The 20,500-nt window shown below is 58.5% G+C and carries 19 protein-coding genes; 5 read left to right on the forward strand and 14 right to left on the reverse strand.

The features are described 5' to 3' along the window. The first annotated feature begins 25 nt into the window (after positions 1-25). Positions 26-292, forward strand: a complete 267-nt coding sequence (locus tag ACYZTS_RS17890; RefSeq protein WP_028622928.1) for a ParD-like family protein — start codon at positions 26-28, stop codon at positions 290-292. Then, positions 289-1,095, forward strand: a complete 807-nt coding sequence (map, locus tag ACYZTS_RS17895) for a type I methionyl aminopeptidase (protein ID WP_028622927.1) — start codon at positions 289-291, stop codon at positions 1,093-1,095. The genes ACYZTS_RS17890 and map overlap by 4 nt, the downstream gene beginning before the upstream one ends. Before the next feature lie 66 nt (positions 1,096-1,161). Here map and ACYZTS_RS17900 read toward each other — a convergent pair whose 3' ends face one another. Then, complete coding sequence (locus tag ACYZTS_RS17900; protein WP_461990914.1) at positions 1,162-2,499, reverse strand: MFS transporter; 1,338 nt, start codon at positions 2,497-2,499, stop codon at positions 1,162-1,164. 258 nt (positions 2,500-2,757) lie between these two features. On the opposite strand from ACYZTS_RS17900, the gene ACYZTS_RS17905 reads away from it, so the two are divergent. Further along, a complete protein-coding gene (locus ACYZTS_RS17905; protein ID WP_461990915.1) occupies positions 2,758-4,059 on the forward strand; it encodes an Nramp family divalent metal transporter in 1,302 nt (433 codons plus the stop codon). Between the two features lie 86 nt (positions 4,060-4,145). Here the strand turns inward: ACYZTS_RS17905 and ACYZTS_RS17910 are convergent, their stop codons facing one another. The 7 genes from ACYZTS_RS17910 to ACYZTS_RS17940 all read right to left on the reverse strand — a co-directional run bounded on the left by ACYZTS_RS17910 (position 4,146) and on the right by ACYZTS_RS17940 (position 11,504). Continuing rightward, positions 4,146-4,595 carry a GNAT family N-acetyltransferase gene (locus ACYZTS_RS17910; RefSeq protein WP_461990916.1) on the reverse strand — a complete coding sequence of 150 codons (450 nt, stop codon included), beginning with the start codon at positions 4,593-4,595 and terminating at the stop codon, positions 4,146-4,148. Between the two features lie 181 nt (positions 4,596-4,776). Further along, positions 4,777-7,227 carry a TonB-dependent siderophore receptor gene (locus ACYZTS_RS17915; RefSeq protein WP_028622924.1) on the reverse strand — a complete coding sequence of 817 codons (2,451 nt, stop codon included), beginning with the start codon at positions 7,225-7,227 and terminating at the stop codon, positions 4,777-4,779. 90 nt (positions 7,228-7,317) lie between these two features. After that, positions 7,318-8,241 carry a FecR family protein gene (locus ACYZTS_RS17920; protein WP_461990919.1) on the reverse strand — a complete coding sequence of 308 codons (924 nt, stop codon included), beginning with the start codon at positions 8,239-8,241 and terminating at the stop codon, positions 7,318-7,320. After that, positions 8,238-8,747 (reverse strand): RNA polymerase sigma factor, encoded by a 510-nt coding sequence (locus tag ACYZTS_RS17925; RefSeq protein WP_033050675.1) that lies wholly within the window; start codon positions 8,745-8,747, stop codon positions 8,238-8,240. The genes ACYZTS_RS17920 and ACYZTS_RS17925 overlap by 4 nt, the downstream gene beginning before the upstream one ends. 473 nt (positions 8,748-9,220) lie before the next feature. Next, entirely contained in the window at positions 9,221-9,583 is a 363-nt protein-coding gene (locus ACYZTS_RS17930) for a hypothetical protein (RefSeq protein ID WP_050483134.1), read from the reverse strand. 286 nt (positions 9,584-9,869) lie between these two features. Beyond that, a complete protein-coding gene (locus ACYZTS_RS17935) occupies positions 9,870-10,913 on the reverse strand; it encodes an LLM class flavin-dependent oxidoreductase (protein ID WP_028622921.1) in 1,044 nt (347 codons plus the stop codon). A gap of 105 nt (positions 10,914-11,018) precedes the next feature. Then, entirely contained in the window at positions 11,019-11,504 is a 486-nt protein-coding gene (locus tag ACYZTS_RS17940) for a flavin reductase family protein (RefSeq protein WP_461990921.1), read from the reverse strand. A 319-nt stretch (positions 11,505-11,823) separates the two neighbouring features. On the opposite strand from ACYZTS_RS17940, the gene ACYZTS_RS17945 reads away from it, so the two are divergent. Next, positions 11,824-13,230: a purine-cytosine permease family protein gene (locus ACYZTS_RS17945; protein WP_461990923.1), complete on the forward strand. Its 1,407-nt coding sequence runs from the start codon at positions 11,824-11,826 to the stop codon at positions 13,228-13,230. Between the two features lie 52 nt (positions 13,231-13,282). Here ACYZTS_RS17945 and srmL read toward each other — a convergent pair whose 3' ends face one another. Beyond that, on the reverse strand, positions 13,283-14,161 hold the full coding sequence (gene srmL / locus ACYZTS_RS17950) for a PheS-related mystery ligase SrmL (RefSeq protein ID WP_461990925.1): 879 nt from the start codon (positions 14,159-14,161) through the stop codon (positions 13,283-13,285). A gap of 549 nt (positions 14,162-14,710) precedes the next feature. On the opposite strand from srmL, the gene ACYZTS_RS17955 reads away from it, so the two are divergent. Continuing rightward, on the forward strand, positions 14,711-14,980 hold the full coding sequence (locus tag ACYZTS_RS17955; RefSeq protein ID WP_152635563.1) for a hypothetical protein: 270 nt from the start codon (positions 14,711-14,713) through the stop codon (positions 14,978-14,980). Positions 14,981-15,075: 95 nt separating this feature from the next. Here ACYZTS_RS17955 and ACYZTS_RS17960 read toward each other — a convergent pair whose 3' ends face one another. The 5 genes from ACYZTS_RS17960 to ribBA form a co-directional block, all read right to left on the reverse strand. Further along, positions 15,076-16,230, reverse strand: a complete 1,155-nt coding sequence (locus ACYZTS_RS17960) for an ABC transporter ATP-binding protein (protein ID WP_028622916.1) — start codon at positions 16,228-16,230, stop codon at positions 15,076-15,078. 16 nt (positions 16,231-16,246) lie between these two features. Then, a complete protein-coding gene (locus ACYZTS_RS17965) occupies positions 16,247-17,056 on the reverse strand; it encodes an ABC transporter permease (protein WP_461990927.1) in 810 nt (269 codons plus the stop codon). Between the two features lie 6 nt (positions 17,057-17,062). Further along, positions 17,063-18,007, reverse strand: coding sequence for an ABC transporter permease (locus tag ACYZTS_RS17970; protein ID WP_028622914.1), 945 nt, complete (start codon positions 18,005-18,007; stop codon positions 17,063-17,065). After that, positions 18,004-19,029, reverse strand: a complete 1,026-nt coding sequence (locus ACYZTS_RS17975; protein WP_028622913.1) for an ABC transporter substrate-binding protein — start codon at positions 19,027-19,029, stop codon at positions 18,004-18,006. The genes ACYZTS_RS17970 and ACYZTS_RS17975 overlap by 4 nt, the downstream gene beginning before the upstream one ends. A gap of 317 nt (positions 19,030-19,346) precedes the next feature. Further along, positions 19,347-20,459: a bifunctional 3,4-dihydroxy-2-butanone-4-phosphate synthase/GTP cyclohydrolase II gene (gene ribBA / locus ACYZTS_RS17980; protein WP_461990930.1), complete on the reverse strand. Its 1,113-nt coding sequence runs from the start codon at positions 20,457-20,459 to the stop codon at positions 19,347-19,349. Positions 20,460-20,500: the final 41 nt, after the last annotated feature.

A 20,500-nucleotide genomic window follows, 5' to 3' on the forward strand; every position in this document is an offset into this window, starting at 1 on the left:
TAGTCGTTTCGTATAGGTGTGAGTGATGGGCATCGTCAAAATTTCCGAAGCAATGCATGACAATCTGCGCATCGCCGGCAATGCGCTAAGCCGTTCGATCAACGCTCAAGCCGAGCACTGGATGCGTATCGGCATGCTCGCCGAGCTGCATCCAGAACTCAATCACAACGAGATCAACCGATTGCTGATTCGCGCCGAGCTGGCGGGCGGCCTTGATGTTGCGCACTTGTGCGATGCCAGCGCGCTGCCGGCGAGCAGCGCCGCCCGCGCAACAACGGGGGCAGAAGCATGAAGGCGAATGTCATCATTCACAGCGCCGCAGACATCGCCCGATCCCGCGCCGCCGCCGCCCTGGCCGCTGAAGTGCTGGCGATGATCACACCTCATGTCAAACCGGGCATCAGCACCAATGAACTGGACGCCCTGTGCCGCCAGTACATCGTCGACGTGCAGAAAGCCATCCCGGGCAACATCGGTTACCACGGCTATCCAAAAACCATCTGCGCTTCGGTCAACGAAACCGTCTGCCACGGCATTCCCTCAGATGAGCCGCTGAAGGACGGCGACATCCTCAACATCGACATCGCTGTCCTCAAGGATGGCTGGTATGGCGACACGAGCCGGATGTACCGGGTGGGCGAAGTGAGTGCCGAGGCACAGCGGCTGATCGACACCACTTATGAAGCCATGTGGGCGGGCATCCGTGTCGTGCGGCCCGGCGCGACGCTGGGCGATATCGGCCATGCCATTCAGCAGGTCGCCGAGAACGCCGGTTTCAGCGTCGTGCGCGAATATTGCGGCCATGGCATCGGCAAGGTGTATCACGATGAACCGCAGATTCTCCATTACGGTTATCCGGGGCAGGGCCTGAAGCTGAAGAAGGGCATGATATTCACCATCGAGCCGATGCTGAACGCCGGTAAGCGTCACGTGAAAACCCTGGGCGATCGCTGGACAGTGGTCACCAAGGATCAATCCCTTTCCGCGCAGTGGGAGCACATGATCGCGGTGACGGACGATGGCTTCGACGTGCTGACGCAGTGGCCTGAAGTCGCCGTTCATGAGCAACCTGCCGTCGAGTCGGCATTGCCTTAGACCGAGTGCCGGCACCGCCAGTCCCGAGTGAAAAAAATCCCGCCAACACGGGATTTTTTTTGACCGTCAGACCACGACGGGTTTCGCCGTTTTGGCATCGCCTGCGGGAATATCGTGCAGGGAAATTCGCGAGGTTTCCGGCAGTGCCAGTCCACCGGCCAACGCCATCAACGCCACGGCCATCAAATAAAACGCCGGCGAGAGATTGCTGCCGGTGGCGCTGATCAACCACGTTGCCACAAGCGGCGCGGTGCCGCCAAACAGGGTGTACGCCATGTTGTAGGTGATCGCCGACGCGGTGTAACGGGTGCGCGTGGGAAAGGTCTCCGAGAGCAGGGCGGCGGTGACCACGCCACACAACACCGCGCCAATCGCCAGCAGCATGACGCCGGCAATGGACGCTGCGAACGAGCCGGAGCTGGCCATCAGGAATGATGGATACACCGCGACAATCAATAGCGCACACGCCGTCATCACGGTCATCCGCCGCCCGACCCGGTCGGAATACCACCCGGCGAGCGGGCAGATCGCTGCGGCAAAAATCAGCGCGATCAGCGACACCAGCAACGCCGTAGCACGGCTCAAACCGCCGGCCACTTGCAGGTAAGTCGCGAAGTAAGTGGTGAACATGTAAAAAGACAGGGCGGTGAGCGAGACGAACGCGCCCAGACAGCAAATGGCCGCGCCATGGTTGCGCAGGGTGTCCTTGAGTGGCGAATGCGCCACCGCGTGCTCCTGCGTGACGGCCTGAAATGCCGGGGTTTCATCAAGCTTCCAGCGCAGATAAAGCCCCACCAGACCCAGCGGCGCAGCGATCAGAAACGGCAGGCGCCAGCCCCAACTGCCCATGGCTTGGGCCGACAACGAGGCTTCCAGCGCATAAGCCACCACAGCGGCCGCCGCGAAAGCGGAGAAGGTCGACACCGGAATAAAACTGCCATACCAGGCCCGCTTGTGATTCGGCGCATGCTCCATCAGATAGGCGCACGCACCCGCGTATTCGCCCCCGGCAGAAAACCCTTGAGCGCAGCGGATCAGGGTGAGGAGGATCGGTGCGATCACGCCAATCGCGGCGTAGGTGGGCAGCAGACCGATCAGGGTCGTCGCACCCGCCATCAGCAAAATGGTCATGGCCAGCGTGCGCTTGCGACCAATCCGATCTCCGAGCATGCCGAAGAAAATCCCCCCAAGCGGCCGGAAGGCGAAGGCCACGGCAAACACCGCGAACGTTTTCAGCAGGGCGACGCTGGCATCGCCACTGGGGAAAAACTGCTGGGCGATGGTCGTGGCCAGAAAGCCATAAACGGCAAAGTCGAACCACTCGACGAAGTTGCCGATGGCCGCGGCGACAATCACTTTTTTCAGCGTTTTCGGGCTGACTTGCTCGGTAGCGGCGCTGGTCATGCTGAACCTCGACGATTTCATCAATGATCTTGCGATTATTCAGGAAGCCGCTGAATCGTCTCAGCTCAAAAGTGTCGTCTGCGTAGTCAGGACCGACGCTGAGAGTGCTGGGCTGAAGCGGCGCGCTCGCTTTTCATGGGCTGCACTCAGCGCAGAAACATTTTCTTACACTCTCCGTGCAAGAAAGGTTGTACGACGACGTACCTCCATGTTCGACTGCGTCCGTTCTCACAAAAAAAATAATGGAGATACTCCTCTATGCCGAGCATTCCATCGGTCGAAGGCCAAGCCCTTGCGCCCACGCAAAATCGCTTCTCACGGATATTGAAGCTTCTAGGTCCAGGGATTATCGCCGTGTTGTCCTGGCTGGGGGCGGGCGACCTGATCACGTCTTCTGTCGCCGGAGCAAACTACGGCTACGCGATGATGTGGGTATTGGCAGTGTCGTTGCTGCTGCGCTACCTGATCGTCAACATCATTGCCCGCTTCCAGTTGTGCAATAACCAGGGCATGACCATCCTCCAGGGCTACGCCCAACTGAATCCCTTCTTCGCCTGGTTCATGCTCGTGTACGCCCTGTTGATGGGCCACTTGATGAACGCCTACATGATCAAGGGCGCCGGTGAATCCCTGGCGATGTTGCTGAAAATCGACCATCCGTTGTTGTGCTCCGTCGCGGTGGTCATTGCGGTGTGGCTGCTGGTTGGACGCAATATCTATTCGATGATCGAAGGCGTGATGAAAGTGCTGCTGGCGATCATGACGCTGGCGTTCATTGCTCTGGCGGTGATGTCCGGTCCGGACGTGGTCGGCATCGTCAAAGGCACCATCGGCTTCAGCATTCCACCCGATGAAGGTGTGCACGGCGCGTTGCTGGTGGCGGTATCGGTAATTGGCGCGGTGGCTGGCTCGATTGCCAACTTCGTTCACCCGTACGTAATGCGTCAGAAGGGTTGGGTCGGCCCCGAGCACAAACGCATTCAGCGTAATGATTTGCTGTTTGCCGTGTTCGTCGGGATCGTGATCAACCTGGCGATCTGGATCGTCGGCGCAGAAATCCTTCGGCCCAATGGCATCGAAGTTAAAACCTTGAGCGACCTGGGCAAGGCCCTTGAATTATTCTTCGGCCCAATCGGTTGGTACGTTTTCTTCATCGGCGTCTTCGCCACGCTGTTTGCCAGCATCTCGGGCAAAACCACCGCGTTCCCGATGCTCATCACCGATGCCTTCCAGCACGTGCAGCCCAAGCGCCGCGAAAAGTACGGCAAAGAGTTTCACCATGACCCGATGCACAAGTGGTTCATGCTGTTCATCCTGGTCACGCCGCTGATCTGGTCGCTGCCGGGCATGCCCGACTTCGTCACCCTGACGATTGGCGTCAGCGCCCTGAACATCATTGGCTTGCCGGTGATTTCTCTGGGTCTGCTGATCATGTCCAACCAGAAGTCGTTGCTGGACAAGAAGTATCGCAACAACCTGTTCGAAAACATCGCACTGCTGTTCGCCACCGGCCTCGCGCTGTGGGTGGCCTTCCAGCTGGGTGTTGATTTGTTCAGCTGACAGGGGGATGGCTCCTCATGGATGAGGGGCTTTGCTTTGGTCGTGATCTCGTTGCTCGGCGGTAATGTGCGGTTAGACGGTATTCGTTACAGCCGCTTTTCCATGATGATCGTGCGCTCTGCGCCGTGAAATTCGTCGCGAACTTTATTGAAACCGAGCGAAGCGTAAAACCCTTCTGCGGTGATGGAAGAGGGCACACGCAGCAGTCGGACCTCTTTGCTCAGGGCAACTGACTGGATCATCGCGATCAGTGCTTTTCCCAGGCCATGCCTTTGAAATAGCGGATCGACGAAAACGCTGCGGACGACGTCTCGATCGAGACTGGCCGTTGCGACAATCTCACCTTCGACCGTAGCCACAAAAACCTCCCGCTGAACCAGCAGTTGACCGATCGCCTCTGGAGAAAAGTGTTTCTCCACTTCGCTGATGATTTCCGGCGTGTAGTCCTGGGCGTTGGTTTGACGCAGGGCTGCGACAATCACTTGGCTTATGTCGATGACATCTTCTTGCATCGCACTTCGAATGCGGTAATCCATCCTGGCAATCCTTCTTTGTGTTTGCTTGTCGTGGGGCGGGAAATATTCCGCCCACTTTATCGCAGGCAAAAAAAAGCCCGCGATGGGGGGGTGCGGGCTGGTAATCACAAAGGAGCTGGGTACACCGTACGCTGGTGCATGTGAAAATAATGTGATCGATGTGAAGCGGGTTTTCCGAAGATCACCAGAACGTGCCGCGCAACGTCAGCATGTGGTTGCGGGGTTCGCCATACCAGTTGGTGGCGGACGTTGAGCCCACCGTCGCGTAGTAGGTTTTGTCGAAAATGTTGTTGGCGTTGTAGGTGACCGTCCAGTGCTCGTCCACCCGGTATTCCGCCAAGGCGTTCCACACCGCGTAACCCGCTTGGCTGAAGTCATAGGCATTACTGGCGCCGTTAGCCGTGACCGTGCCGCTGAAGTAGTTTGAGCTTTGCAGGTTGACGCCGCCGCCGACCTTGAAGTCTGACAGCATGCCCGGCAGGCGATACGTCGAAAACATCTTGAACAGGTGTTTGGGCGTCTGCGTGCTGATCGGTGCCTTGGCATTACGGTTGCGGTTGTTGTTGTAGGTGTAGCCAGCCATCAGCATCCAGTCGGGCATGACTTCGCCGGACATTTCCATGTCGACCCCTTTGCTGACCACTTCGCCCTGGTCCAGCCAGCAGCAACTGCCGGAGAAGGCAAAGTCGTTGGTCGGAAAGGCCGGATCGCGCACGCCCTGGTTCTCGCGCGTGGTGTAGTAGAGCGCGATGTTGGTGTTGACCGCGCCGCCGAACAGCTCGCCTTTCAAACCGGTTTCATAGGTCTTGCCTTCCATCGCGTCCATCGGCGAGCCGGGCAGGGGACCTTGCAGCAGGTTGACCTGGGGTTTGTAAATTTCCGAGTAACTGCCGTAGACCGACCACTCATCGTTCAAGTCGTAGACCAGGCCGCCGTAGGGCGTGACTTTGGTCGGCTCACGCATGTCGATGTTCGACTGCGTGGTCCAGGTCGTGCCGACACGGGTCTGGTAAGTCTGTTCGAATGTGTAGCGTTGAACCCGCGCGCCGAGGATCAAGTGCAACGGCTCGGCCAGTTGCAGACGCAAACTGCCGTACAGACCGTATTGCTTCTGGTCGTTGGGATTGTAGTCGCGGGTGTAATTGCGATCGTTGGCCGGTTCCGGGAATGGCGTGCTGTCTGGGTCAAACGGGCTCAAAGGGCCACCCGCTGATGGATAGCGACCAGTGCCCAGCCAGCGGCTGGAGATTTCCTGGTAGTCCGCACCTACCACCAGATCGTGCTGCAGGCCGAACATCTGGAAGGTGCCGGACAGGTTGGTGTCGAGCATGCGCTGCTGGTTTTCCTGTTTGCTCGAACTGCCGAACCACGTCAGGCCAGTGCCGGTGGCGGGGTTTATGCCCACGCCATTGGCTGTGGTGGTTTTGAAATAGCCGACATCCCAGAGGTCGGTGTACGACACGTTGAGCTTCCAGTCATCGGACAGCTGATGGTCGATTTTGGCGAACACCTCGCGGCCGGTGGCATCGGTGTAGGCCCAGTTTTCACTCATGCCGGTGCGCCTTGGCAGGCCAATGTCGGAGCCGTCCAGGTAACGCGGCACTGAACTCTGGGTACCGTTTTCGTGGGATTTGTTGTAGCGGATGCCGGCGGTGAGCATCGTATCGTCGGTGATGTCGGCCTCCAGCACGCCATACACGAACGGTTTTTCGGTGCTGCGGTTATCCACGAAATACTGGCGATCGGTGTTGGCCACGACCATCCGCCCGCGCAGTTTGCCGTCGAAGGCAATCGGCCCGGTGACGTCCAGTTCCTGGCGGTAGTTGTCCCAACTGCCGGCCGAGGCGCTGAACTTCAGCTGAAACGTGTCCATCGGGCGCTTGCGCACCATGTTCACCAAGCCACCTGGGTCCCCCGTGCCACCGAATAAAGCTGCAGTGCCGCGCAGCACTTCGATGTGATCGAATTCCGCCAGATCGTAGACGTTGGACGAATAGAAACTGCCCAGCGAACTGCCTTGGGCCATGGGCGCCGCGCCATCGAGCTGGAAGTTCTGAATGGTGAAGCCGCGCGAAAGAATGTCGAAGGTGCGGTAGGTGTTGTTCTGCACGGAAATGCCCGGCGTTGCACGCATCGCATCGTTGATGTCGGTCATTTGCTGATCGTCCATCAACTGCTCGCTGACGATGGAAATCGACTGTGGCGTCTGACGCAGACTCGTTGGAGTCTTCGAGCCGACGCTGGTCAGGCCGGTGGTGTAAGACCCCGAGTTTTCCGTCGCCTGGCCCATGCCTTGGCCTTCGATACGTGTGCTGCCGAGCTCGATTGCCGTGTCGTTGCGTTGCGAAATGACCAGCGTCGAGCCTTGCTGCTGGTAAGTCAGGCCGCTGCCGTCGAGCAAGCGTTGCAGCGCATCAAGGGGCTCTAGCGTGCCCCTGAGCGCCGGCGCGCTGCGCTGGTCAACGATACCGTCATCCACTGCAATCGTCAGCCCTGCGCGTTCGCCCAATTGTCGCAGCGACGTTGCCAACGACTGCGAGGGTAAATCAAAGGCAATGGGGGCCGCCAACGCGTGCCCGGTCAGCGCCAGTGACAGGGCAACCACCAGTGAATTCAAGGAATGACGATGCATGGGTTTTCTCGTTTTAGGGAGCAGATACCTAATGACGCGGTAGCTCGCAAAACCCTGATGTCGTCGTGCGAATTCTTTTCAGCGGCATCGTCAACGCGCCCGCAACTGAGTACTGCCATCAAGCTGTGTGACCTGAACCGGCGCCACGGCCGGCAACGCCGCCAGGAAGCTGTCGATGTCGGCAAGCTGTACGACGGCGGTAATCAACGGCGACTTCTTTCCGGGCAGCGTGATCACCGGACGTTCTCGATAGCGTGAAAGGCTGTCGGCGATTTCCGCGAGATCCGCCTGGGTAAAAACCAGTCGCCCGCGCTCGAAGGCGAAGGCGTTATCTGCCGGCAAGGGCAAGCGTTTGAGGGGCTCACCGCGAATGACCTGCGCCACATCGCCCGGGTGCATTTGCAAGCGGGTTGCCTCGCTGTCGACTTGCACCTGGCCGCGTTCGAGGCTGATCCGAAGCCTGTCGTGCAGTCGATTGACCGCGAAGCGCGTGCCCAGCACCGTCACGCGCGCCAATCCGGCGTCGATCACAAACGGTCGCTCGACGTCGCGGGCCACATCGAAAATTACTTCGCCCTGCAACAGCAAGAGCAGGCGTTGCTGGCCGTCAAACCGAACCAGCATGCGCGTGTCGGCGCCTAGCGAAAGTTGCGAACCATCGGGCAATCGATATGGCTGGCGTTGACCTTTGGTCGTTTGTAAATACTGTTCGTAAACGCCGCTTTTCGTCCAATGACGCCACGACAAACTGCCGACCAGCAGCCCGACCAGCCCCAACATGCCGTTGCGCAGGAATCGCCGCCGTCCGTTATTTTTCTCCATCTGCTGCGCCAGGGCTTCGGTCTTGCGGGTGGAGGCAAAGTCGCCCCACAGCTCGGAAAATGCCTGGTACTCGGCCCGATGCCGAGGGTCGGCACGCAACCATTGGTTGAACCGGGCACGGTCCTGATGATCGTCTTCCACCTCCAGCAAGCGGACGAACCAGACGGCAGCCTCTTCGCGCGGTGAACTCATGGGCAAAGCGCTTCCCGCGCCGCGCGCAAATCCAGCAACGCACGCATCAAATGGCGCTCCACCATGTTCAGGCTAATGCCCAGCATGGTCGCGATATGAGCCTGGCGATGGCCTTCGATGCGCGCCAGCCAGAACACTTCGCGGCAGCGCGCGGGCAGGCAATCGAGGATGCGCTGCAAAGCTTCAAGACGCTGCTGCATGTCGACCAGATGCTCGGCAGAGGGGGCAAAGTCGTCGGTCTGGTGTAGCTGAGGGCTGACGCCGCTCTCGTCTATCAACGCGACGTATCGCGCGGCGTGGCGGTAATGATCGATCAACACGGAATGCGCGACGCGGCGCAGGTAAGCGTTCGGTTGATCAATGGTGATTCGTTGGCTGGCCAGCATGTAGCGCACGAACGCATCGTGGAGGATATCGTAGGCGTCGTGCACGCAACGGGTCTGCCGACTCAGGCTGAGCAGCAGATCCGTGTAGGCCCACCTGAGATTGATACCGTTCCAGTTCATTGTGTCCACTCCTGCCGCCAGCAGCCTGCTGACCTGTTGGTAACAGGCGTCAGCCGGCAGCGCAGTTGTCGGAAGACCGCGCCGCTGGGTCGCAAGGATAAGGGCTTTGCGAAGTTAGTGCAAATGGGAAGAATTACTATTCGCGCTTGTTGTCCATGGTGTTTCGATCGTGCCAAGTGTCGATTTTCATTCTTTGCTTGCCGCTTGAACCGCCAAACGGGCACTGCCGTGTCTGGCAGAGACCGGGGCTGGGGCAATCACACCGGCAAAAATGCTCAGCTGTTGCGTGCAAGTCATTCGCTACAACATGGCTTACATGCAATGCGGTTCGACCTGGTATCAACCGCAGTATCAGGGCAGTGATGTGACGTACATCGTGGTGGATGCGCCTTGAGGGGCGCTTCATCAAAATGAACACAGCAAAAAGCCCGGGATCACCGGGCTTTTGGGGTTTACCGATTCACTGCGGCGAATCAATAGCGCTGATACTTCGAACCGAACTCTGCGCGGACATCCGCAACCAGCACACCATCGATTGCTGCATTGGCCGGGCTCAGTGCAACCCGATTCTGCTGCAGACGATCAGAACCATCAGCGGCGATGCGGCTTTCGATCCGGCGATCAGAACCGTCAGCGGCGATGCGGCTTTCGATGAGGCGGTCAGAACCGTCGGCGGCGATGCGACTTTCGATCAGACGATCAGAACCGTCAGCGGCGATGCGGCTTTCGATCAGGCGATCAGAACCACCTTCGGCGATAGCATTTGGGGAAGTAGCGGCGAAAGTGTTGGCGGCCAGTACCGAGAAAGCGATGCCGAAGAAGAGTTGGCTTTTCATGTCTGTGTACTCCGAAGCGTTGTAAGTGGGTATGGGTCTAGTGTTACGCCGCTCGGTTTTTTTGAGAACTTCATTGGGCTGATGGTGACTATCAACGTCAGCGATGTGAGGGGATAGCTAGCAGATCTCGCGGGACGCGAGCAGCAGATCGACAGGTTCGAGCTCCCGTGCCGATGGGGCGACCAGGTGCGCGTCAATGGGAAGAGGTAGAGAAGGGCTGAAGATTGCGCTATGACAAAGTAGACCCAGCCCTCCGGTTTAGCAGCCGGAAGGCCGGTTAGCTGGATTAACGAAAAGCCGGAACCACGTGTTTGATGAACAGCTCCAGGGATTTCTTCTTTTCCGCGTGGGGCAAGCTGTTATCACACCAGAAGCTGAATTCGTCGACGCCCAATTCCTGGTAGTACTTGATGCGCGGAATGATTTCTTCGGGGGTGCCGATCATGGCGGTCTTGTGCAGGCTGTCGAGGGTGAACTCTGGACGCTCGGCGAATTTCTCTTCGGGGCTTGGCTCCAGGAAACCGTTGACTGGCGCTGTCTTGTTGCCGAACCAGGCATCAAAAGTGCGATAGAACCGGGAGATTGCCTTGGCCCCGACTTTCCAGCCTTCGGGATCGTCCACACCGTGTACGTGGGTGTGACGCAGCACCATCAGTTGCGGGCGCGGCACGTCCGGATTGTTGTCCAGCGCTGCTTGAAACTTGTTCTTCAGATCCAGCACTTCTTCATCGCCCTTCATCAGCGGCGTGACCATCACATTGCAGCCGTTAGCCACCGCGAAGTTGTGTGAATCGGGGTCGCGTGCGGCGATCCACATCGGTGGATTGGGTTGCTGGATCGGCTTGGGTACGCTGGTGGACGTCGGGAATTTCCAGATGTCGCCGTCGTGGGCGTAATCGCCTTTCCACAGTGCGCGCACTACCGGAACCATTTCCCGCAGTGCCTGGCCGCCGGAGGAGGCAGGCATGCCGCCGGCCATGCGGTCGAATTCCACTTGATAAGCGCCGCGCGCCAATCCAACTTCCATCCGGCCGTTACTGATTACGTCCAGCAACGCACATTCACCGGCTACGCGAAGCGGATGCCAGAACGGCGCGATGATAGTACCGGCGCCCAGGTGGATAGTGGTGGTCTTGGCGGCCAGATAGGCAAGTAAAGGCATTGGGCTTGGCGAAATGGTGTATTCCATGGCGTGATGCTCGCCGATCCACACGGTGCTGAAACCGCCGGCCTCGGCCATCAGCGTCAGTTCGGTCAAATCCTCGAACAGCTGACGATGGCTGACACTTTCGTCCCAACGTTCCATGTGCACGAACAGGGAAAATTTCATGACGCGTTACCTCTGAACTTTTGTTGACGGCCAATCGACTGAAGGCCTGTTAATTCTGGTATACCATAATACGAGAAAGGCTCAAAATTTTTGAGCGTCGATTTCTCAAGCCATTACGGGTAATTCGCCCATTTTGCCGTGGCAGTAGACCAGTGGTCCCGCTTTCTGCTGGGGCACGATCAGGTTTTTGACTGCACCCACCATAATCGCGTGATCTCCACCTTCGTATTCACGCCACAATTCGCATTCGATGACGGCGGTCGCGTTCGCCAGAATCGGATTGCCCAACTCGCTCAACGTCCACTCGATCCCCTGGGCTTTGTCCTTGCCCTTGCGTGCGAAGGCATAGGCCTCGCTCTGCTGACCGCCTGACAACACGTGGATGGCAAATCGCTTGTTTTTGATCAGCACTGGGTAGGAATCGGAACTGTAGTTAGGGCAGAAAAGCACCAGTGCCGGTTCGATCGACAGCGAGCTGAAAGCGCTGGCTGTGAGACCGACAATCTGGCCATCGTCATCCAGTGTGGTAATGACGGTTACACCGGACGGGAACGAGCCCATGACTTGTTTGTAGATGCCTGCATCGATCATTGGACGGTCCTCGGATGTGCGAATTTTTATGGGCTTATAGGTCTGATGGTATACCGTAATACGTGTTTTGCAAGGACTGTTTAAATCGTCCGATAAACGTGACCCCATCAGGTTTAAGCCAGTGAATACGGGGTTATACGAACGGACGGAGCGTATTATGGCCATGGAAATGCGTATCAGCTGGTCACTTAAAGGGCGCATCAGTCTTGTGAAATGTTTGGAATACCATAATATGGCCTGCATCTGAGGGGCAGCCAAAAGAGCTCCCCCGGTTTGGCTTCATACAAATATAAGATCAGACAAACTCGAGTTCATTCCTATGTCCCAGATGACCCGGCAAGATCCGTTGATCGAGAATCATACAGTCGACTACGTCCCACTCGCTGAGCGCCACGGGAAGGCCCGCGATCTTTTCACCCTGTGGTTCAGCACCAACATTGCGCCACTGCCGATTGTCACCGGTGCCATGGTGGTTCAGGTATTCCACCTGGACCTGTTTTGGGGTCTGCTGGCGATTGCGCTTGGGCACATGATCGGCGGGTTGGTGATCGCACTTGCGTCGGCTCAAGGGCCGCGAATGGGCATTCCGCAAATGGTGCAGAGTCGAGGTCAGTTCGGACGCTACGGCGCACTGCTGATCGTGTTCTTCGCTGCGCTGATCTACGTCGGTTTCTTCATTTCCAACATTGTCCTGGCCGGCAAATCGATTGTCGGCCTGGCGCCTTCGGTGCCTGTCCCGGTTAGCATCATCATCGGCGCGCTCAGCGCCACCGCAATCGGGATCATCGGCTACCGCTTCATCCACACGCTCAACCGTATCGGGACCTGGGTCATGGGCAGCGCCTTGCTCGCTGGCTTCATCTACATTTTTGCCCATGAACTGCCCGTCGATTTTTTCACCCGTGGCGAATTCAATCTGTCCGGCTGGCTCGCCACTGTGTCGCTGGGGATCATCTGGCAGATCAGCTTCTCACCTTACGTGTCTGACTACTCGCGTTACCTGCCAGCGGACATCGGCATTGCCAAGCCGTTCTGGGCCACTTATCTGGGCGCTACGCTGGGCACGATCTTGTCGTTCACCTTCGGCGCGGTCGCGGTATTGGCCACCCCGGAAGGCACCGAGGCAATGGACGCTGTGAAGCAGTCTACCGGCTGGCTGGGACCGATTTTGATGGTGTTGTTCCTGCTTAATATCATCAGCCACAACGCGCTGAACCTGTACGGCGCGGTGCTCTCGATCATCACCTCGATCCAGACGTTCGCCAGTCAATGGACACCGAGCGTCAAGGTGCGCGTGGTGCTCTCGAGTGTGGTGTTGGCGGGTTGCTGCCTGGTCGCGCTGGGCGCCTCGGCGGATTTCATCTCGCAATTCATCGGGCTGATTCTGGCGCTGCTCCTGGTGCTGGTGCCGTGGGCGTCGATCAACCTGATCGATTTTTACCTGATCAAGCGCGGCAACTACGACATCGCCTCGATCTTCCGTGCCGATGGCGGCATTTACGGGCGCTTTAATCTGCATGCGATTGTGGCGTATTTCATCGGGATCATTGTGCAGCTGCCGTTTGCCAACACCTCGTTGTATGTAGGGCCGTACGCCAATCTTGTTGAAGGGGCGGATTTGTCCTGGCTGGTGGGACTGGTGGTGACCTGTCCGTTGTATTACTGCCTGGCGACGCGGGGGCAGACGCAGGAGGGCAGGGCAGCGCGGTTGGGGTATAGCGATTGAGGACTCGCATTATTTCCCGTTGCCCGGCCGAAGCCTGGCAACGGGCGAGATTTTAAGTGTTAGCCGAGTCCATTCTGTAGCCGGCGCCCGGAGCACCCTCATGTAATGCCGACTGGATCCTGGCATAAAGGGTGTTCGCTTCAGCGGTGGTGATAGACCGCGAGCAGTCACGCAGTACAACGCGCAGAAGCACGTTTTCCTGGCCGGGTAAAAGGCCGAGGCGCTCGATTGCCTGCATGGGTAAGTCTGAAAGCTCCCAACGACCTTTGATTTGCATTTCTTCGATCCAGTCAGCGCAGTCGCCAGCGGCTTGCAGCATGCGTTCTGTCAGCACTTCCTCGCTCAGTCCAGGTGTGACCGCCAAGGAAATATCACGAGTGATCGAGGGCAGGCGCGACACCGCCTTCCAGGGGGCCAGGTCATGCAGTTGCGCTTGTACACGTGGGTTCTGATCCCGTAGCAGACGAATGTCGGGGATGCCTTTGCGCAACATGGTCAGGCGATCCAGCCCCATGCCGAGCGCCAGTCCCCCGTGTTGCAACGGATCTATTTGCAACCGGTTCAGTAGTGACGCTGCAATCCTTCCGCACTCCAGCACTTCGACGGGATGTCCCTCATTCAGCACGTTTACCTCGATGCCGCCTTCGGTGTAATGGTGGGCATTAGGGCTGTGGACCCAAGACCTGCCAGGGACAGCGGATATCAAAATATCGCTGACCAAACGTAACAGGTGCGCGTGCGTCGACAATTCGGGATCACCGAGCACCCAAACATCCATTTGATGCGGTTCCGCGCAATGCCAGCGATCGCGACTATCGCGTCGGAAAGTGATCCCGGGTGCTGCCAGCACTATCATCTCGCCTGGGCGCCGGGTAAACGCAGCTTGCTGGATAGCTGTCGGAATCTGGCTGGTTGTCTGTGTGCGCAGCAACGAATCGTCGTCGACCCAACGGGGTGTGTTCACTGCCGAGGGTTATTTCGGCGGGGTCATATCCCAGCAATCCGTAGTTGTCCTGCGCCGAAACAATCCTCGGCCCGGTGTGGATTACGGCCTGCGGCCAACCCTTATCGCAGAGCCCGGAGAGTATTTCATTTATGAGTAGTCGGATTGCGTGATCCGGGGAGCTTTTCTCAGTGAGGTCCTGGAGCTTTAGAGCCTGATCGGTGGCGGCCTCTGTGAGGTATTTTTTTTGTGGTTGCATTGAAGAGTCCTCGGTAAGTATCGATGAGCTTTGATTCAAGAAAAGCCACCGAATAACCTAGCGAGCCTGAAAGGCTGAAAAAAGATAAAACTGAGAAACTCATAATTTTCGGAGTGTGGCTACAGACTCATCCTACATCTATAGCCGGAGGTTTCATTTATCTTAGCCTGAAAGGTTGTCAGCATAATGGCCGTGCTAGCCAGCGCGGATTTTTGATTTCAGACACTTGGGAGGATTCATTACAGCAGTTGCGCAAGTGCGTTTCCGAAGAGGGTGCATTGCTGACAGTTGATGATAATCGCATCACTTCATTCAAAACGGCGAAGGCAGAGCATGTTGGGCTTTTGGAACTGGCCGCTGGTTCCCGAGGGGTGATGCTTACAGAATTTGCAATTGGTGTTAACGCTGCAGTCGGTCCTCATATCGATTATGGAATTAACTCTCAGATGAATGAAGGAGTGAGTGGGGTGCACGTCGCTATTGGCGACGGCTCATCTGGATACCATATTGATTTTCTTTATCCGGACGTAAGAGTTGTTCCCCGATGAATATTCTCACGCCTGAAAACAGAAAAAAATGGGCCACCGCAACCCGACGTTGCGGCGACCCCGAGGGTGACACTTGGATCTCGCACACCAGACAATCAGTGCGCCCCTGCCGCCTTGTTCAGATCGCTCTCGGCCCACTCGGTATACACACACGCATCTGCCGTGGCCCAGCGGACGAGCACTGGGTCGCCGGTCTTCAACGGCATGCCGGCCGCGGACAGCGCCTTCACCGTCATCGAGGTGCCGCCCGAGGTCATCACGGTGCAGGTTTGGCTTTCACCGAGGAACAACACTTCCCCCACGATGGCCGAGACTTCGTTCCAGCCGGCTGCCAGCGGCTCTTGTGCGGCCTGGTCGACGCTTAATGCCAAGGCTTTTTCCGGCCGGACCATCAGCAAGACATCCTGATCTGTTTGGAGCCCGGAGGTCAGGCGAATCGACAGCGATTGGTTCTCGAATGTTGCGACGGCATTGCCCTGGGCCTTGAGCTTGAGGAAATTCGAGTTGCCGAGGAAGGACGCGACAAACGCATTCGGCGGATTCTGGTACAGGTCAAAGCCACTGCCCAGGCCGACGATTTTTCCATGGCTGAAAATCGCGATCCTTTGCGACAGGCGCATGGCTTCTTCCTGATCGTGGGTCACGTAAACAATGGTGATGCCCAGACGTCGATGCAGTTGGCGGAGTTCATCCTGCAAGTCTTCACGCAGCTTTTTATCCAGCGCGCCGAGCGGTTCATCCATCAGCAGAATGCGTGGTTCGTACACCAGCGCCCGCGCGATGGCGACGCGCTGTTGTTGGCCGCCGGACAGTTGCGAAGGGCGCCGATGAGCAAATTGCTCGAGCTGCACCAGCTTGAGCATCGCGTCGACCCGACGTTCACGCTCGGCGCTGGCCAGTTTGCGAATCGCCAGCGGGAACGCGATGTTGTCGCGCACTGACAGGTGAGGGAACAGCGAGTAGCGCTGGAACACCATACCGATGTCGCGTTTGTGCGGGGGCACGTTGACCAACGACTGGCCGTTGACCAGGATCTCGCCGCTGCTCGGGGTTTCGAACCCGGCGAGCATCGACAGCGTGGTGCTTTTACCCGAACCGCTGGAGCCGAGGAAGGTCAGGAATTCACCATCCTTGATGTCCAGCGAAATGTCGTCCACGGCCGCGAAGTCGCCGTAGTACTTGTTCAGATTGCGCAGGCTCACCAAGGGTTGGTCGGTTTGCTGCGCGGGATCTTTGATGACGGCACTCATGTCGTTCTCCTGGCGCTCAAGCGCTGATTGGGTTGCGCCGGCGAACGGCGGCGGCGATGACCATGACCAATACCGAGAGGCCGATCAGCAGCGTCGACGCGACGGCGATCACGGGCGTCAGGTCCTGGCGCAGAGTGGTCCACATTTTCACGGGAAGGGTTTGCAGGGTCGGGCTGGCCATCATCACGCTCAGCACCACTTCGTCCCAGGAGACCAGAAACGCAAACAGCGCACCGGCAACCATCCCCGGGCGAATCGCCGGAAACGTCACCTTGAATACCGCTTGCAGGCGCGAGGCACCGCAGATCACCGCAGCATCTTCGATCGACTGATCGAACAGCTTCAGCGAGTTGATGATCGAGATGATGGTGAACGGCAGCGCGACAATGACGTGGCTGACCACAAACGCAAACATCGTCCCGGTGTACCCCAGTTTGAGAAACAGCGCATACACGGCGACCGCGATAATCACCAGCGGCACGATCATCGGCAGGGTGAACAATCCGTAGAGCATTTCCCGCCCTGGGAAGCGTCCGCGGACCAACGCGAAAGCAGTAGGCAGGCCCAGCGCCACGGCGAAGAACGTGGTCAGTACGGCGACCTTGAGGCTGGCGATCGCGGCATTCATCCAGTCCGGATTGGAGAAGAACTGGCCATACCACTTCAGCGTCCAGCCCGGTGGCGGGAAGACCAGCCACTGCGAAGAACCGAATGAAAGCAGGATGATGAAAACGATCGGCAACAACAGGAACAGCGCGATCAGCCCCGTCGTGAAGTACAGGCCGAAACGCATCCGGGGGCTCATGGCATTAGGGGTCAGGAGCATGACGGTTTACCTCGCGTTACTGGCGCCAACCGGGGATTCCGGCTGAAGCTTCAGGTAGAAGTAGAACAGCACCAGGGTGATCACGATCAGCAGCGCGGCACCGGCGCTCGCCAGTCCCCAGTTGAGGAACGACTGCACCTGCTGAATGATGAACTCGGGCAGCATCATGTTCTGCGCACCGCCGAGCAGCGCCGGGGTGACGTAGTAACCGAGCGACATCACGAACACCATCAAGCCACCGGAGAACAGTCCTGGCCGGCACAGCGGCAAAAACACCCGGAAGAAATTGGTCCACGGGCTGGCACCACAGATCGAGCCTGCTTGCAGGATCATCGGGTCAATGGCCTGCATGGTCGCCTGCAACGGCAACACGATGAACGGGATCATGATGTAGCTCATACCGATCACTACGCCGGTCAGGTTGTGCACCATTTCCAGCGGTTGATCGATGATGCCCATCGCCATCAGCGCCTTGTTGATCACCCCGGAGGCTTGCAGCAATACCAGCCAGGAATAGGTGCGGGCGAGGAGGCTGGTCCACATCGACAACAGCACGATACTGAGGATCCAGCGGCCCCAGCCGCGTGGTACCAGCGTGATCGCCCAGGCCAGCGGAAAGCCCAGCAGCAGACTGAACAGTGTTACCAGCCCGGCCACCGAAAAGGTGTTGAGCAATACCCGCGCGTACGCCGAGTTGGCGAACAGCTGCTCGTAATTGCCCAGCCCCGGAACGGGCTCGAGCACACCGCGCAGCAACAGGCCGATCAATGGCGCCAGAAAGAACAGGCCGAGGAACAGCAGGGCAGGAATCAGGTTACTTGCGCCACGCCAGCGCTGGGTCAATGAAGGCGCTTGCGAGGCGACTTTCACCAGGCCAGGAACCGCCCCGGCAGCGCTCGCGGCGCCCCCGGTCGGTGTGGATTGACGGGACGTGGTTGCCGTCACTTTCATTTGACCAGCCATTCGTTCCACCGTGTCGCGATGGCCGGACCGTTCTTGGCCCAGTACGCGAAGTCGAGAGTGATTTGATCCTTGGCATAAGCTGTCGGCAGGTTGGGCGCCAGCACCGAATCTAGGCGGGCGATACTGTCGACGTTAACCGGGGCGTAGGCGGTCAGGTTGGAGAAATCAGCTTGCCCTTTGGCGCTGCTCGCGTTGGCCAGAAACTTCATCGCGGCCGCTTTGTTTTTCGAGCCTTTGGGGATGACCAGAATGTCGGCCATGACCAGGTTCTGTTTCCAGCTCACGCCGACCGGGGCGCCATCCTCTTGCAGGGCGTGGATTCGACCGTTCCAGAACTGGCCCATGCTGACTTCGCCCGAGGCAAGCAACTGCTGCGACTGGGCACCGCCGCCCCACCAGACGATATTTTTCTTGATGGTGTCGAGTTTTTTGAAGGCGCGGTCCAGGTCCAGCGGGTAGAGCTTGTCGGCAGCTACACCATCAGCCAGCAGCGCCAGTTCGAGCACGCCTGGGCTTGGCCATTTGTAGAGTGCGCGTTTGCCGGGGTAGGTTTTGGTGTCGAACAGCGCGGACCAGTCTTCGGGCTTCTTGGCGCCGAGCTTGCCCTCGTTGAAGCCGAGGACAAAGGAGAAGAAGAACGAGCCGACGCCGTGATCCGTCACAAAACGCGGGTCGATCTTGTCACGCTGGATCACCGAGAAATCGAGCGGTTCGAGCAAGCCTTCAGCGGCGGCGCGCAAGGCGAAGTCGGCTTCGACATCGACCACGTCCCACTGCACGTTGCCGCTCTCGACCATGGCTTTGAGTTTGCCGTAGTCAGTAGGACCGTCCTGCACCACGGTGATGCCGCTGGCCTTGCTGAACGGGTCGGCCCAGGCCTGCTTCTGCGCGTCCTGGGTGCTGCCGCCCCAACTGACGAAGTTCACGCTTTCGGCAGCCATCAACGCCTGGCTGGTCACGCTGAGCAGTCCCGCAAAAAGAATCGCGGTAGCACGTTTGTTCAACACCATTTTCACGCCCTCATTGTTGTGTTTATGAGCGGGGCTTGGAGTGCCCGCCTATCGGGAGCAGTAGGTCCGTCTTGCCTGTTACGGTCGTCCGGTCTATGGAATATCATATTATGGTATTCCAAACTTTGTGCAAGCGTTTCGCCTTACCGGCTATCTGCCAAAAATCGCGTTTTGATGCTTCGCGGATGCCTTCTGTGGCGAGGGAGCTTGCTCCCGCTGGACGCGAAGCGGCCCTAGGTTCGCTCACGACGTCCCGGTCTCCGGTCCGGGATCCTGCGCGCCCCAGCGGGAGTAAGCTCCTGGCCACAAGCGCTTCGTCACTGTTGGCTGAACGGTATGCTCTCCACCACTTCCAGGTCGTAGCCGGTCAAGCCTGCATATTTCAGCGGAGGACCCAGATGACGTAGCTTGCGCACCCCCAGGTCTTGCAGGATTTGCGCGCCGGTGCCCACTTCAGAATAGATCCGTGACTGCGAACGGCTGAATTGACGCGGTGGTTGGGTCAGTTGCGGGATCCGTTCCAGCAAGGCCTGCGAGGATTCGTGATTGGCGAGCACCACCACCACGCCGCGGCCTTCTTCAGCTACCCGTTGAAGTGCGGCCCACAGCGTCCAGTTCGACGGCCCGCTGTATTCGGCACCGACCAGATCGCGCAGTGGGTCAATGACATGCACGCGCACCAGCGTCGGTTCATCGCGGCGCAGTTCACCCATTACCATTGCCATGTGTACGCCGCCTTCGATGCGATCCTCAAAGGTCACCAGACGAAAGGTGCCATGCACCGTGGGCAAGTCGCGCTCGCCGATGCGTGCCACGGTGTGTTCGGTGCTCAGGCGATAGTGGATCAGGTCGGCGATGGTGCCGATCTTGATGCCGTGCTTGCGCGCGAAGATTTCCAGGTCGGGGCGGCGGGCCATCGTGCCGTCGTCATTCATGACTTCGACGATTACCGACGCGGGGGTGAATCCGGCCAGACGGGCCAAATCGCTACCGGCCTCGGTGTGTCCGGCGCGGGTCAGCACGCCACCTTCCTTGGCCCGCAGAGGGAAGATGTGGCCCGGTTGCACGATGTCCGCGGGGCCGGCTCCGGTGGCAACAGCGGCAGCCACGGTGCGCGCCCGATCTGCAGCGGAAATGCCAGTGGTGACGCCGATCGCCGCTTCGATCGACACGGTGAAGGCGGTACTGAACACGCTGCCGTTGCTCGGCACCATCTGTTCCAGTCCCAGGCGTTGGCAATGTTCATCGGTCAGGGTCAGGCAGATGAGGCCGCGCGCCTCGCGGGCCATGAAACTGATCGCTTGCGCGGTGCAGCAGTCGGCAGCCAGCAGGAGGTCGCCTTCGTTTTCTCGATCTTCGTCATCGACCAGCAGGACCATTCTGCCTTGACGATAATCTTCGATTATTTGTTCGATACTGTTGAAGGCCATGTGCGGATTCTCAGTGTTTGATGGAGATATTATGTGGTATA

It is taken from the genome of Pseudomonas sp. TMB3-21 (assembly GCF_054898145.1).